General features: G+C 44.8%; 11 protein-coding genes. 8 read left to right on the plus strand and 3 right to left on the minus strand.

Annotated elements, in window-relative coordinates; translation table 11 throughout:
* Positions 1 to 149 precede the first annotated feature (149 nt).
* From ACFOET_RS10630 to ACFOET_RS10650, 5 genes are all read left to right on the plus strand, one after another.
* Positions 150 to 3,086 carry a SusC/RagA family TonB-linked outer membrane protein gene (locus ACFOET_RS10630; RefSeq protein ID WP_379022373.1) on the plus strand — a complete coding sequence of 979 codons (2,937 nt, stop codon included), beginning with the start codon at positions 150 to 152 and terminating at the stop codon, positions 3,084 to 3,086.
* 44 nt (positions 3,087 to 3,130) lie between these two features.
* Complete coding sequence (locus tag ACFOET_RS10635) at positions 3,131 to 4,876, plus strand: RagB/SusD family nutrient uptake outer membrane protein (protein ID WP_379022375.1); 1,746 nt, start codon at positions 3,131 to 3,133, stop codon at positions 4,874 to 4,876.
* Between the two features lie 5 nt (positions 4,877 to 4,881).
* Positions 4,882 to 5,952, plus strand: coding sequence for a phosphatidylinositol-specific phospholipase C1-like protein (locus tag ACFOET_RS10640; RefSeq protein ID WP_379022377.1), 1,071 nt, complete (start codon positions 4,882 to 4,884; stop codon positions 5,950 to 5,952).
* Positions 5,953 to 6,277: 325 nt separating this feature from the next.
* Complete coding sequence (locus tag ACFOET_RS10645) at positions 6,278 to 7,804, plus strand: FAD-dependent oxidoreductase (RefSeq protein WP_379022379.1); 1,527 nt, start codon at positions 6,278 to 6,280, stop codon at positions 7,802 to 7,804.
* Positions 7,805 to 7,806: 2 nt separating this feature from the next.
* Complete coding sequence (locus tag ACFOET_RS10650) at positions 7,807 to 8,775, plus strand: S66 peptidase family protein (protein WP_379022381.1); 969 nt, start codon at positions 7,807 to 7,809, stop codon at positions 8,773 to 8,775.
* Positions 8,776 to 8,842: 67 nt separating this feature from the next.
* On the opposite strand, the gene ACFOET_RS10655 is transcribed toward ACFOET_RS10650, so the two are convergent.
* Complete coding sequence (locus ACFOET_RS10655; RefSeq protein ID WP_379022383.1) at positions 8,843 to 10,747, minus strand: AAA domain-containing protein; 1,905 nt, start codon at positions 10,745 to 10,747, stop codon at positions 8,843 to 8,845.
* A 90-nt stretch (positions 10,748 to 10,837) separates the two neighbouring features.
* Complete coding sequence (locus ACFOET_RS10660; RefSeq protein ID WP_379022385.1) at positions 10,838 to 11,206, minus strand: winged helix-turn-helix transcriptional regulator; 369 nt, start codon at positions 11,204 to 11,206, stop codon at positions 10,838 to 10,840.
* Between the two features lie 156 nt (positions 11,207 to 11,362).
* Between ACFOET_RS10660 and ACFOET_RS10665 the strand changes: the two genes are divergently transcribed.
* From ACFOET_RS10665 to ACFOET_RS10675, 3 genes are all read left to right on the plus strand, one after another.
* On the plus strand, positions 11,363 to 11,686 hold the full coding sequence (locus tag ACFOET_RS10665) for a DMT family transporter (protein WP_379022387.1): 324 nt from the start codon (positions 11,363 to 11,365) through the stop codon (positions 11,684 to 11,686).
* 155 nt (positions 11,687 to 11,841) lie between these two features.
* Positions 11,842 to 12,414, plus strand: coding sequence for a Crp/Fnr family transcriptional regulator (locus ACFOET_RS10670; protein ID WP_379022445.1), 573 nt, complete (start codon positions 11,842 to 11,844; stop codon positions 12,412 to 12,414).
* Positions 12,415 to 12,487: 73 nt separating this feature from the next.
* Complete coding sequence (locus ACFOET_RS10675; RefSeq protein WP_379022389.1) at positions 12,488 to 12,931, plus strand: DoxX family protein; 444 nt, start codon at positions 12,488 to 12,490, stop codon at positions 12,929 to 12,931.
* A 399-nt stretch (positions 12,932 to 13,330) separates the two neighbouring features.
* On the opposite strand, the gene ACFOET_RS10680 is transcribed toward ACFOET_RS10675, so the two are convergent.
* Complete coding sequence (locus ACFOET_RS10680) at positions 13,331 to 14,128, minus strand: rRNA adenine N-6-methyltransferase family protein (RefSeq protein ID WP_379022447.1); 798 nt, start codon at positions 14,126 to 14,128, stop codon at positions 13,331 to 13,333.
* Positions 14,129 to 14,250 lie beyond the last annotated feature (122 nt).

Genomic DNA, 14,250 nt, shown 5'->3' on the forward strand with positions numbered 1-14,250 from the left:
AGGCTCCGCAAAAAAGCATTGAAAAATTCTCAGTAGTCAAACACGCTATTTTTATGCATCCAAAAACCCTGTTATCTCTAATTATCTGCGCTTCAGCATGGTCTGTTCCCACGGCCGCTTTTAGTGCCGTTCCCTTGAATGCAATTTCCGTGTCCATACAACAACGTGTGGCAGGCACCGTAATAGATGAAACAGGGGCACCGCTGTCCGGCGCAACCGTTCTGGAAAAAGGAACGACGAAAGAGGTAAAAACAGATCGCGACGGAAACTTTATCATCGATGTGGGTACCGATGCCGTTCTTCAAATATCTTTTATAGGATATGCGCCGAAAGAGGTTCCCGTGAACGGGCAAACAAAACTTACGATCCAGTTGGATCCTGGTGCTACCCAATTAGAAGATGTTGTCGTTGTGGGTTATGGTACCCAGAGAAGATCAGACATCACCGGCTCGATTGCTTCCGTAAGAAGTGAGGATTTCAACCAGGGAATCGTGATGAACCCTGGTGATCTGCTGCAGGGCAAAATGGCGGGTGTAAACATCACTGCTAATAGTGGAGAGCCAGGAGCTGCACAAAATGTCATTATTCGAGGCATAGGCAGTTTGCGCTCCGGCACACAACCACTCTACGTGGTAGATGGGTTTTTGCTGGATAACGCATCCACCGGCGTCGCTACCAATCCATTGAACTTTCTTAACCCAAACGATATCGCCAGCATCGATGTATTAAAGGACGCTAGTGCCACGGCAGTATACGGTTCCCGCGCATCAAATGGGGTAGTAGTTATCACCACAAAAAGAGGAAGGGTGGGAAGAACGGAGATGAACCTTTCCCTTTCCACGGCAATGTCCTCTTTGTCCAATACGATCGATGTGTTCAGTGCGGATGAGTTTCGTTCCCAAGTAGTCGCCGCCGGGGGCGCGCTTGAAGATTATGGTGGAAACACCAATTGGCAAGATGAATTGTCCCAAACAGGAATCTCAAAAAACCTCAACTTTTCGATGAGTGGAGCAAATAGCGAAAATTTTTCCTACTTCGCTTCTGTGGGTTACCAAGATCAGGAAGGGATTCTGAAAAAAAGTGGATTGGAGCGCTATTCCGGTAAATTGAACGTCAACCAGAAAGCCTTTAATGGCCGCTTAAGCGTCGATTACAACCTGACAGCATCGCATATGGCAAACTTGAGACCGAGCATCAATTCCACCATAAGTGATATGCTCAGTCTGAATCCCACGGTGCCAGCCTATACTGATGGTGAGCCGACGCTGTTAAATACCAATGCATTAAATCCGCTCACAAGGTATGCTATTTATAGCGACAAGGCCGTCAATAATAGAATCATAGCGACCATCTCACCCGCAGTCGAGATTGTAGACGGTCTGGTATATAAACTGAATTATGGAGTAGATTATTCTGGTACCAACCGCGACCGGCAGTACAAGCCTTATACCAAGGTTGTCAACGAAAGCAATATTTCAAACGGAGATTTGGTTACCAATATAATTGCTAATTCTAATCAACTGATCGAGAATACCCTTACCTATAATTTGGACAGGGATGCGCACAACCTGGTTGTATTGGCCGGGCATTCTTACCAAAAGTTCATGGATGAAGGCAGGCAGTTTTCGTACAGGGGCTTTGCGGACAACAATATCGATCCGATTTACCAAGACCACACCAGTACAACCGAGTATCCGACCTCCGTAAATTCCTCTGCGGTTAAAAATGAACTTCAATCGTACTTCGGTAGGGTAAATTATTCCTATGACGACAGGTACTTAGTAACCGCGACCGTCAGAGCAGATGGATCCTCCAAATTCGGGGAAAACCGAAAGTATGGATACTTTCCGTCGATCGCCCTGGGGTGGAACATGACCAACGAACAGTTCATGGAAAATTCAGCTTTCAACAACCTGAAATTGCGTGCCAGTTGGGGGCAAACCGGCAATCAAGAGATCCCGTCAAAAATTACACAGGCGAGCTATTCAGAAGAACGCCTGATCACGGGAGCGCCAAGTTATAATACCTATCCGATCGGTACCGGCAACAATTCGATAGACGGGTATCCTTACGGGATTGTGTATACGCGTTTGGCAAATCCAGACCTTCAATGGGAAGTTTCTACGCAAATCGGTGCAGGTATCGATTTTACGCTGTTTAACTACCGACTATCAGGAACCTTGGAATATTTCAGCAAGGTGTCTTCAAATATCTTACTGGAAGTTGTCCCAGCCGACCCGGTACAGCCTACACCTACCTTCTGGACCAATATCGACAATATGAAAATTCAAAATAACGGCGTTGAATTGGCTTTGGATTACCAAAGCGGCCGGGCAGGTGATTTTTCATACAATATCGGGGGCAACCTCACCTATATCCAGAACAAAGTGAAGGATTCTCCCTATGCCGTATTGACAACGGGTGCCGCTCAAGGTTCTGGTCAGACCGGTGCAACCATCAACGGCTACATCAATGGTCATCCGATCGGTGCGTTTTATATGTTCGAGTTTGATGGTATCGGCGAAAACGGCCTAAACCAATTCCGAGACCTCGATGGAAACGGGGAAATACTCGATAACGACAGGACAGTGGTAGGAAGCGCTATTCCGAAATTCATTTACGGTTTTCACACCAACTTCAAGTATAAAGCATTTGACCTACGCTTGAATTTCAACGGTATGGCCGGGAATAAGATGTACAACCACACCAAAATGTCGCTTTTCACCAAAGCCCAGCTATCAAGATCTAACAATACCACCGATTTCGCAATGGAGTACCCCCATGAGTCTATTGCCAACGCAAATACCGTATCCACACGTTTCTTGGAAGACGGTTCATTTCTAAGGTTGAACAACGCCACACTGGCATACAACTTCAGATCTGATCAACTCGGTTTGCGCGATGTCTTTCAGCATGTACGCTTCTCGATAACAGGTCAAAATCTATTCACCATCACGAAATATTCAGGATTCGACCCAGAAATCAACACGGGTTCAAGTACCGGTGGAATCCAAACATTTGGCGTGGATTATTTCACATACCCTCGGGCCAGAACCTTTATGGTTAGCTTGGATTTGCTATTTTAAAAATAGTCCACTGTCTTAATAGTAAGGATAAAAAATCGAATAAAATGAAAAATAGAAGATTTAATAAAGCACTTTCCACATTCGTATTCCTTTTAGCGTTTGCAGGCTGTACGAATTTACAAGAGGACGTCCTCGATGAGTCTCTTACGGGAACAGGCGACGCCGAATTAATCAGTGGATCGATAGCACCCGTCTATGGAAATCTCCGATACGTATGGATGCATACCTTAAATTTCGGATTACAGGAGGTTGCTTCAGACGAGGGCATCCTTCCCTATAGAGGAGGCACAGATTGGTATGATGGCGGAAAGTTCATTGCCGTGCACCAGCATTTGATGACCCCAAGCAACAGCTTGGTCGGGGATACTTGGACCGGTATTACGCTGACCCTCTCGAGGGCGGTCATTGCCGCTGAAAGGCTGCGTGACGAAGCTGAAAACGGGAATACAGATGCCCGAAACGCCCTGTACGAAATGGAAGCAGCGAAAGCCTATCTGAATATGCTGGCGTTGGATAACTGGGGCTTGGTTTTCAAAAAGGAAAGTTCCGATGAGACATCTGAAATTCTCAGGGGACAGGAAGCCATAGCTTACATTGAAGGCAAGCTCCTTTCCGTAGTGGATGTTATCGCCGAGGGCAATAATCCCGGACGATTCAACAAACATTCTGTAAAGGCGTTATTGGCTCGTCTCTATTTGAATGCTGCCGTCTACCGGGATCCTTATGGCACACCGGTTTTCAGAAATGAAGACATGGACAAGGTGATTCAATATACAACGGACATCATTTCCGGTCCGTATGCTTTGTCCGCCGAATATTTTGATTTATTCAACGACGACAACCATACTAATCCGGAACTGATCTTCGCGCTGGATCAAAGAGGTGTACTTGAAACGGAGCACAGTCGATGGGCCTATTGGTCAATCTCCGGGGATCAAGTACCCAGACCTGAGCTCCCAAACACAAGGGGTACTGATGCCGTAGCCGCTACCCCAGATTTTTACCAAACCTGGGTCGATGCTTATGGCGATGTTGATCCTGCTGACGCGGATGCCCGTTTTTTCCAGGAAAACACCGTGATACCAGATCATCTTAAGGACCTCACCGGAATCAATCCGACTAATGATTCAGAGCATTATTATTGTGTAGATGCCCAGCAATTTGAGATGGACAGGGGGATACTAAGGGGTATTATATGGGGTCCTAGAAAAGATGGCGGCGGTAATATTCTTAGATGCAGTGACGGTAAGGTAAGAATCTATCCGGTGATCAATCGGAGGACTAGTGGTGCGAACATCACCTATGTTGACCATACACTTGAGGTCAATTTTACGGCTAATGGCAGCTTACACAACACGGGGCACCGTTTTTCAAAATACCAGTTTAGCCGTACCGCTCCCAACTGTTGTTCTTATAGCAGTGTAGATTTAGTATTGATCCGACTTGGGGAAATTTATTTGATGCGAGCAGAAGCCAGGTTGAGAAAGGGAGATGCTTCCGGAGCCTTGGCCGATGTGAATACATTAAGAACCTCACGAACTGCACGTCCTGCGCAGACACCTGCCGCATTGACTTCGATTGACCTTGATGTTTTGTTCCGCGAATCCGGTTTTGAACTATACTGGGAGGGTTTCCGGAGAAACTATCAAATACGCTTCGGAAAATACGAGGATAGGTGGACCGAAAAGACCAGTAGCGATGTGAGAAAAAGATTGTTCCCAATCCCCCAGAAGGCGATTGACGGAGCATCCGGCGTGGAGGGTTTTCTGGTACAAAATGAAGGATATTAATAGACATGAAAATCTCATTCGCCATATTGATATTGGGCGTGCCTTTCGTGTTTTCCAATTGTTCAGCGCAAGGCGACAGCCGGAAAGAAATAAAATTAAATGATATCCAGGTGATCGGCAGCCACAACAGCTATAAAGTTGCCATCGAACAGCCATTGCTGAATTATCTGTTCGAACGCGATTCGGCGACCGGCAGGTCCCTGCAGTACGAACACATACCTTTGACAGAGCAATTACAACTGGGCCTCAGGAGTCTTGAGCTCGATGTCTATCACGATCCGGAAGGTGGTTATTATTCCAATCCTGCCGGTCTGGATATTGTTAGAGCCTCCGGAAATACACCCTTACCTTTTGATCCCGAGGAGAAGTTAAAATTACCCGGGCTCAAGGTCTTTCATGTGCAGGATATCGATTTCAGGAGCCACCAATTGCTCTTTAAAGATGCTCTTACAGAGCTGCTCACATGGTCGGAAAAGAATCCGAAGCATACACCTATTATCATAACGATCAATGCGAAGGACGGTAAAATCCCCGAGTTGAAGGTTCCGTTTCCCTTCGACGCCGATGCATTGCAAAACTTGGACACGGAAATACAACGGGTTATTCCGGCAGATAAATTGATTTCGCCCGATCTGGTGCGAGGCGATTATGCTACGCTTGAGCAAGCCATATTGACAAGGGGGTGGCCTGCGTTGGATGCCGTTAGCGGAAGGTTCCTCTTCGTGCTGGACGAGGGCGATGCAAAAAGCGATCTTTACCTAAAACGATTTCCAGGGCTTAAGAAAGCGGCGCTTTTCGTCAATAAGGAAGAAGGACATCCTGAAGCTGCCTTTCGTATCATCAACAATCCTATTGCTGGTTTTGACAAAATAAAGTCCTTGGTTGCAAAAGGATATATGGTACGTACACGTGCCGATGCAGACACCGAAGAAGCAAGAAGGAATGATTATACCAGATTTGAAAAAGCGAAGGAGTCTGGAGCGCAGGTTATTACTACCGACTATTACCTGCCTGGTAAACTGTTTAAGTCCGACTTCAAAATTAGCTTTACTGATGGCGGGTACGAAAGGCAATAGTCATCATTCTTTCCTCGCGTTCAAATCGTGGATAGATTTTTCAATCCGTCGCTGAAGTGTCCTTCCACTCTTCCGTGTCCAGTTCTTGCTTACGGCGAGTGCTAGCGCCCTAACCCTGCCGGGCCGAACCGGTTAGCTTAACCAAGGCAACAGGTTTCTTTCTTTACCTTTCCAAGTCCGACCGTTGATCTGCCGATCCGGCAGTAACCAAAAAAGTATTTCTGAAAATTCGTAAACCAAAAGATTCTATTCATGTTATTTATAGCATAGAACGCCACTAAATATAAAACGCCATTAAAATCATTTCACTTAACAATATTTCATTATGGAAATTAAACATTTCACTAACCGGGCATTGTGGAGCGAAAGTACAAGTAAACATGACTTTCCCCGGTTGACAGGTGACATAGAAGTAGACGTGGCCATAGTGGGTGGCGGAATCACCGGTTTAAGTGCGGCCTATAATTTAGTTAAATCAGGTAAAAAAGTTGCTGTATTGGAAGCATTACAGGTCGGCATGGGTACAACAGGCTCCTCTACAGGAAATCTTTATGCTTCAATAGACGAATATTTGTTCACTATAGGATCCAAACATAGTGAGGAAGCCTTAAAAGCGGTCGTTGCATCCCGTTTGTCTGCCATTGATTTCATTGAACAACGGATACAGGAATATAATATTAGCTGCGATTTTCGGCGGGTTCCTTTTTACCTCTTTACCACTGCTGACACCAGTGCCAAAAGTAACCAGATTGAAAAAGAACAGCAAGCTGCCGTAAAGGCCGGCCTGAACATAAGTAAATCACCCCCGGAAAATTTTCCTTTTTCAGTTGATGAAATTGTAAACATACCTGATCAGGCTCAGTTTAATCCGCTTAAATATGTTAGTCAGCTTGCCTTAGCCCTACAAGGGGATAATTGCCAGATACTTGAGAACACAAAAGTGCTAAAGGTTGAAGAAGGCGAACCGTGCACGGTGCATACCAGTCATGGCACGGTTAGGGCAAAACAGGTTATTATGGCTACTCACACACCAAAAGGGATCTATGCGGTACATACCGCTATGGAACCCTACCGGGAGCATGCAATGGCCGTAAAAATCAAAGGTGAACTTCCTGCAGGCGGTATTTACTGGCACATGCAATTGACGCAACATTATTCATTACGGCCTTATATCGACGGTAGTGAGCAATTTCTTCTTGTACTGGGGGAGGCTTATAAAGTGGGCCATGAAAATGATACAGCGCAGAACTTCAAAAAGATTGAAGAATATGTTCGGGCCAACTTCAATGTGGAAAGTATAGCATATACTTGGGCGGCCCAACACTATAAACCCGCTGATGCATTGCCATATATAGGTAATAGTCCGACGGAAAAAAATATTTTTATTGCCACAGGCTTTGCTGCGGATGGTTTGGTTTACGGTACGTTGTCGGGAATGATCATCAGTGATCTTATAATGAATAAAGAAAATCCCTATGCAAAAATGTATAGTCCAACCCGGTTTACCCCTATAGCTTCAGCGACTAAGTTTGTTAAAGAGAACTTAGATGTAGGCTATCAGCTCGTAAAGGATCTGCTGTTTTATGGAGATGCAGATGAAGTCAAAGATATAAAAATAGGGCAGGGAAAAACCATTAAATTAAACAATGAGCGTTTGGCAGTCTATCGGGATGAGCAAGGCGCAGTACACCTGGTATCTGGTATCTGTCCGCATATGGGATGTGCCGTACATTGGAACAACGGAGAAAAAACATGGGACTGCCCTTGCCATGGGAGCCGTTTTGGTATTGACGGGGAAGTTTTGGAAGGGCCGGCTTTTACGGGACTGGCCAAGCCAAAGCATAGTCATTAACGATGATACCACCGAAACTAAAAGCAGGTGATAACCTTAGGGTTATAGCCCCTTCCCATAGCTTCTCGAAAAAATTTACCAAGGAGATGAGGGAAAGAACAGCTGAGCGATTCGCTGCATTGGGCTTGAAGGTTAGCTATGGTAAATATGTGGATGAGACCGACGATTTTAAGACTGCCACAATTGAGCATAGGATGGAGGATCTTCACGGAGCATTCGCTGATTCGTCTGTACAAGCAATTATACCTGCAAAAGGGGGGGCCAGTGCAAGCCAATTGTTAAAATATCTCGACTATGATCTAATCAAAAGCAATCCTAAAATATTTTGCGGCCTGTCTGATATTACAGAGCTTGCTAATGCCATCAATGCGCAGACAGAGCTCGTAACCTATTATGGACCGCATTATACAATGGCCGGAGCAAGTATGCTTATAGACTATTCAATTGATTATTTTAAGAAAGCTTTTCTGTCGCAGGAACCTTTCCAGGTCAGTCCTTCGAAATATTATTCAAATACCGAATGGAGCAAAGAAGTTATCCTAAATGATGGATTCTGGCTTATCAATAAAGGAGAAGTTGAAGCAAGGTGCATAGGAGGAAACTTACGCACAATCAGTCTTACGATAGGCAGTGATTATGTGCCCAAATTGGAAGGTAAAATTGTGTTCCTTGAGGATAATAAAATAATAGACTACAGGGGAGTGCAAAAAGAGTTACAGGCAATTTTAAACCACCCAAAGGGAGATAAGATAGCGGGTTTGATTTTTGGCCGTTTTCAAGTGCAAACAGGGATGACAAAAGATTTGCTAACCAAAATTATAAAATCAAAAAAGGAGCTGGAAAATGTGCCGGTTATCGGAAATGTAGATTTTGGCCATACCATTCCAATGGTTTCCCTTCCTATCGGTGGATCAATAAGAATGGTGGCGAAGAATGATGCGGATATTAAGTTAGAAATAGTCAACCATTAAGAAATTTTAACGTATGCTCAACAACCTTGTGGTAACAAAGCGGGGTCGCCGAGTGTCTGGTTCAACGTTATCTATCCCATTCCCATACACTGTGATGCTTGGCTAACGAGTCGATATAATCTAAAAACCCAGCATAAAAATAATGGCGCCCTATTGTGCTGCTGTCGCCGATTATGATCAGCTTTTTCCTGGCACGGGTCATTGCCACATTCATACGCCTGGTATCGGCTAAAAAGCCGATTTCCTGTTTTTCGTTGCTCCTTGTCAAACTGATGTAGATCACGTCTTTTTCCTGCCCCTGGAAGCTGTCTATGGTGTTCACTTGCAGTTGTTCCATATAGGGTTGCAAGCGCTCATCCTGCGCGATGATTTCAAGCAGATAAAGCGACTGGGCCCGGTACGGTGTGATAATGCCGATGCTTGGAAAGGCTTGATCTGAAAGCGATGTGTTGAGGTTTGTTGCAAAAGAAGCGAGGTGGTTGCGCAAAAAGTGGGCTTCATCGCGATTGGAAACGGCATGATCAACGACTGTTTCTTCAAAGCCGGCACCAGCCGTATCGATAAATATTATCGGGCTGTCATCGCCGCACAATGTCCAATGGGCCGCGGTTGGCCCTGCCTGTAACCGGTCTGCGTAAAGGGCAACAGATGGGTATTTCATAATCTGGACATTCATCCTGTACTGCACATCCAGCAGCGATACGTTGAGCGGGTGCCGTGTAACTAATTTTTCGAACAACGTGTGGTATAATCCACCAGAGGTGCGGTGGTCTGATTTTATCGTTGGGGGCAACTGGCAATGGTCGCCCGCCAGGACAACATGATCAGCTTTCAGGATGGGAATCCAACAAGCGGGTTCCAGCGCCTGCGCGGCTTCGTCGATAATAACGGTTCGGTACTGCCGATCGCGAATGGTGTAATGGTTGGCGCCTACCAACGTAGCAGTGATCACTTGCGCTTTAGTCAATACGTCCTGAACGATATAATCCAGCAACTGATCAACCTCCTTCCGGATTTTGCGTGCTTCATCAAACAGCGCTTTCCGTTGCTCACGCTCTGCCTTTCCGAAATTGCGTTTGTATTTATGCGCCATGTCGACATAGGCTCGGGCTTGCTTCTCCAGTGTCTTGACCGTTTTACGGGAGGCGTGGTTGTCTACCCGGGCATCCAGCGTGAGCTCTTGTAAGTGATCCGAAACCTTGACCGGGTTGCCGATGCGGACTACCGATACGCCGGCCGCATCAAGGCGTTCGGTCAGCACGTCTACGGCCGTATTGCTTGGCGCTACGATAAGGAGCTGCTGTGGCTGCTGCATCAGGAGAGCTTGTACGGCGTAGACCAGCGTCGTTGTTTTACCCGTGCCGGGAGGCCCGTGCAAGATGGACAGGGGATTTCCGCCAAGTATATGCGCTATCGCCTTGTTCTGGCTGGGGTTCAGGCTATCGTTTTCGTATGCCGGGTTGTGGGGTGGCACTCGAGCGTCGGCTTCGCCCAGCAGCAGCCTTACCAGGCTGTATTGATTTTCGTTGCTAAGCGCCAGGTTGGCTTCGTCCAGCGCACGATGCATTTCTTTGTACGAATTTTCGTCGAACAGCAGGTCGATTCCGAGCCTGCCCCCACGGCTCCATGCAGGAAGTTCGTCTACCCGGAACGAAATCCGCATGGTGTCACGACCGGCAAACGCAATGACCCCATGAAGTCGATCTTTCTGGGGACTATGGTTTGAAAACAAGGATACCGGCATGCCGAACCTGAACCGATGCCCCTCTTCCAAGTGATTGGTTCGGTTCACCGTGATGGTCAGGTAATCACCCCGTCCTAATTCGCTATTCGTTATCGCAATCGGAAACCAAGTGACGCCAAGTGCAATCCGTTCCTGAACCGAGCGCTGCAGTAGCAATGCTTCATGCTGGGCTTTGTCAAAAGCTTGTTCCCGATCCAGCAATCTCGCCAACTCGTTAAAATAATTCATAAAGACGCTCCGTGAATTTGTGCTTGCCTTGAAGTGATGAAAGCTGAACCATGGCACTTATTTGATGTCGATAGCTAACGCATCAGTACGTTATAAAACGATATTTTCATTCCTTTTCACTGCTATGTCAGCTACCTTTTCCGCATTAGCATCACCCCATTTTTGCATGGCATCGATGACGGCTAACAACGTAGTTCCAAAAGGTGTTAACCTATATTCTACTCTTAGCGGATATCCCTCAAATACTTCTTTTGAGACAATTTCGTAGTCCAATAATTCGGCGAGTTGTTGATTTATTACCCTTAGGCTGGCCTGCTTTATCGCTTTCTGAATCTGCGCAGGCCGACTTATTCCATTTGCGATACAATCTATTATACAGGGTTTCCATTTGCCTCCGATGACTTTCATTGTGACGGACACGCCATAATCAAGTGTCAACGGAATTTTATTAACGTACATAAGTTGCTCAATTAGTTGATAATGACATTGCGAAGTTACGAATACAACAGATGACTTTCCAGTTATCGGGTAGTGATAATATTTTCCATATGATTCTTTTGCCCCATATTTCGAGTCTGTTTTGGTCGAATTATCTTTGTTTAAATTTAATATAGTATGAAATATCTATTTCTTTTGGGTGCAATTATGGCTGAAATAGCCGGCGCGATAGCGACACGACAGTCCAATGGGTTCAGTAAGTTTTGGCCGTCCTGCATTGCAGTACTTGGGGTAGTAGGTGCATACTTTCTCTTGTCGCTATCCCTAAAAAATGGCATGCCATTAGGTGTAGCCTATGGAATTTGGGCAGCTTTAGGGATAACGCTGTTAGCTCTTTTCGGAGCTTTTTTCTTCAATGAACCGTTGAGTGTTATCCAGGTCGCAGGAATAATACTGATTGTAGGAGGAGTTTTAGCTTTGGAACTGGGTAAGACCGAATAGAAATCCTAAACTGCACCAAAAGGAATTTGTATTACATCGGGAACACGCAGAAAACATCAAACGGGTCAAACTGGTATAAATCCGAAAATTTGCGGTGATTCTTTTATTATGTAACTTGCTTGAAAAAAAAAGTGAGGTGCAAGGCCATGGACAGCATGAGGCTGATTGAACACATCCAGAAACATATCCGGTTAAACCAAATAGAATGCGAAAAGCTTATCCCATATTTTACAACAGTTAACGTTAAAAAGAAAGACTTCCTACTTCGGGCAAGCCAACGGTGTAAAGCGGAGAGCTTTGTTCTCAAAGGCTGCTTCAGAACATATGCAGTGGATGAAAACGGTTATGAGCGGACCCTGCTGTTTTCTGTAGAAGACTGGTGGGTAGGCGACTTGTTGAGCTTTTTGACCCAACAACCCTCCCTCTATTATATTCAGGCAATAGAAGACGCCGAAGTTTTGCAAATCACCAAGGACCGTTTGGAAGAGCTATATTTGCACATCCCGAAAATGGAACGATACTTTCGGTTACTGGTTCAAAATGCTTATGTCACTCAATTGGAAAGGATTAACGAGCGTTTTTCCTTGCCGGCAGAGCACCGTTACCTGAAGTTTGTTGAGAAATATCCCGGCCTGATGCATCGTATTCCGCAAAAGAATATAGCCTCCTATCTTGGTATCACACCCGTTTTTTTAAGTATGCTCCGGAGGAAAATAGGTAAAAGTTGATTTATTAAACTACTTTAACTTGTTTCCATCCATCGCTGGCGAGTTTTGTAGCCAAATACTAATACATAACGATATGAAACAAAAACTCTTTGGCGTACGTAACGATTGGACTGGAGTTGTATTGCGTCTAACGCTTGGAATCGTCATGCTTCCTCACGGAGCTCAAAAGATGCTGGGATGGTTTGGCGGGCCCGGATTTCAAAAGGAAATGCTACATCTGACTGAAGATGTGCAGTTGCCCTGGCTCATTTCGCTTTTGGTCATTCTTATCGAGTTTTTTGGGTCAATCTGCATTTTAGCCGGATTGGCTTCGAGGCTATGGGCTATTGCATTCTTTATTCTTTTTACAGGCATTATTTTTTCTTCTCACATCGAATTCGGCTTTTTTATGAACTGGTTTGGCAACCAATCGGGAGAAGGAATCGAATACCATCTTCTGGTACTTGGCATATGCATAGCAGTCTTTTTGAATGGCAGCGGAAAGTTTGCACTCGATAAAATGCTATCTGTTAAATGAAACCACAACCCTGCACCCGGCCCGGGACTACACATGCCATTTTAAGTCCCGCGTAGTTTTTTTACCCTCCAAAGGGTATCGGGCGATGAGGTAATATTGCGACGGCGGAAATTTTGTTATTTCATAAATTTTTAACATTGTTGCTGTAACAAAGTGGGGCTACCGAGCGTTTAATATTCAGTTATTCAAAAATTGTCTTTTCATAATTTAGGTTTATAATTGGTTAGTTAAGAAGTCCCGATTCTCCCCGTTTCGGGGCTTCGTTTTAAACGCGACGAGAACGTTGAAAACGGAACGACTTAAAAATTACGTAATTTTCTCAAATCTATATACTAATTGTCATCATAATAGTCGCTTCCTACCTTAACCACTCCAGAGCACCGCGCAACTTGTCCGCCACTACGGATGAAATTTCTCTGGCACTACTTTCAACATCTCATTAAAGCACGCCTTCCAGAGGAAAGGATTAACGTTTTCAACGTTGATACCTGGGTCTAAACTATGCTTTGAACAGATGGACTCAATTTGTGATTTCCTGAATATAGCTTTTAGTGCAGTTCTGGTTTTAGTCCCAGGAACTGCAATAAGTTTTTGAATAAACCGAAGATACTTTTCTTTATGAACGTGCTCGATTCGGATACCATTTGGCTCGATACATAATAGGGCGGATTGTACAGTCGGAGGAGGCATGAAACTAGCTGGGTTAATCTCGTATTGCAGTTTCATATGGAAAAATGTCCTGTAAAAAATGGCATAGGGGCTATAGATTTTGTTGGACGTCAATTTTCGGGCAGGAGCCAATTGCATTACTATTGAACCACCTTTAAAATTCTCTAAGTTGGCAAACATCAATATTTTCAGAATATCCGATGTAATACCATAAGGGATGTTCGAAACCACTTTGAATGGTCTTGCCGGAATTCGAAAATTCAAGAAATCAATGTTTAATATTGTTAGGTTCGTGTAATGCCTATACTTATGTTTCAGGTAGCTCGCCAAACCGGTATCTTTTTCTATTGCTATAACATCTCCTGAGTGATGAAGCAGATGAACGGTGAGAAAGCCTTTGCCGGCACCTATATCAAGTACGGTGTCTGAATATTTCAGACTAGCAAGCCGTATTGAATCAGAAATGAGGGTCTTATCTATGGTAAAATGCTGTCCCGTAAATCGGACAGGCAACTTCCTTTTAGTCACTTGAAAATGAATTTGGATGAATACGTTAACCTGGATCACGATAAAGTGATAAGGCAGTATTCTCCAGCATTTTACAAATGACGAAAGATCCTAATTATAGCGGCAAATAGAACCTTTGTGCA

The sequence above is a fragment of the Parapedobacter deserti genome (assembly GCF_042646065.1).
Classification (GTDB): Bacteria; Bacteroidota; Bacteroidia; order Sphingobacteriales; family Sphingobacteriaceae; genus Parapedobacter; species Parapedobacter deserti.

Bases quoted from the DNA above. Each gene is read 5' to 3' on its own strand.
- ACFOET_RS10635 (WP_379022375.1), top strand. From the start codon at position 3,131: ATGAAAAATAGAAGATTTAATAAAGCACTTTCCACATTCGTATTCCTT.
- ACFOET_RS10640 (WP_379022377.1), top strand. From the start codon at position 4,882: ATGAAAATCTCATTCGCCATATTGATATTGGGCGTGCCTTTCGTGTTT.
- ACFOET_RS10645 (WP_379022379.1), top strand. From the start codon at position 6,278: ATGGAAATTAAACATTTCACTAACCGGGCATTGTGGAGCGAAAGTACA.
- ACFOET_RS10650 (WP_379022381.1), top strand. From the start codon at position 7,807: ATGATACCACCGAAACTAAAAGCAGGTGATAACCTTAGGGTTATAGCC.
- ACFOET_RS10655 (WP_379022383.1), bottom strand. From the start codon at position 10,747: ATGAATTATTTTAACGAGTTGGCGAGATTGCTGGATCGGGAACAAGCT.
- ACFOET_RS10660 (WP_379022385.1), bottom strand. From the start codon at position 11,206: ATGTACGTTAATAAAATTCCGTTGACACTTGATTATGGCGTGTCCGTC.
- ACFOET_RS10665 (WP_379022387.1), top strand. From the start codon at position 11,363: ATGAAATATCTATTTCTTTTGGGTGCAATTATGGCTGAAATAGCCGGC.
- ACFOET_RS10670 (WP_379022445.1), top strand. From the start codon at position 11,842: ATGAGGCTGATTGAACACATCCAGAAACATATCCGGTTAAACCAAATA.
- ACFOET_RS10675 (WP_379022389.1), top strand. From the start codon at position 12,488: ATGAAACAAAAACTCTTTGGCGTACGTAACGATTGGACTGGAGTTGTA.